Source organism: Paludifilum halophilum (assembly GCF_002245355.1).
GTDB classification, from domain to species: domain Bacteria; phylum Bacillota; class Bacilli; order Thermoactinomycetales; family DSM-45169; genus Paludifilum; species Paludifilum halophilum.
The window spans coordinates 1-407 of the sequence record NZ_NOWF01000152.1 but is presented as its reverse complement, the minus strand read 5'-3'; the positions used below and the strand labels follow the sequence as shown (position 1 = coordinate 407).

Here is a 407-nt window from a genome sequence, read left to right as displayed (position 1 = left end):
GGCTCGAGGTGGGTGAGGTCGAGCAGGACGTAGTCCTTGTTCGGTCCGCAGCCACGGCCTTCACGGACTTCGTTGGCCATCGAACGGGCCACGATGTCACGCGGGGCGAGGTCCTTGATCGTGGGGGCGTAGCGCTCCATGAAGCGCTCACCCTCGGAGTTGCGGAGGATGCCGCCCTCACCACGTGCAGCCTCGGACAGGAGGATGCCCAGGCCGGCGAGGCCTGTGGGGTGGAACTGGAAGAACTCCATGTCCTCCAGCGGGATGCCGCGGTTGTAGGTCACGGCCATGCCGTCACCGGTCAGGGTGTGAGCGTTCGATGTGGTCTTGAAGACCTTGCCGACGCCGCCGGTGGCGAAGACGACAGACTTGGCCTGGAAGACGTGGATCTCGCCGGTGGCCAGTTC

1 protein-coding gene is annotated in these 407 nt (G+C 65.6%); it reads right to left on the bottom strand.

What is annotated here, in order from left to right:
• Positions 1-407, bottom strand: a 407-nt coding sequence (locus CHM34_RS18675) for an FAD-binding protein (protein WP_141201795.1), incomplete at both ends; no start/stop codon positions are given.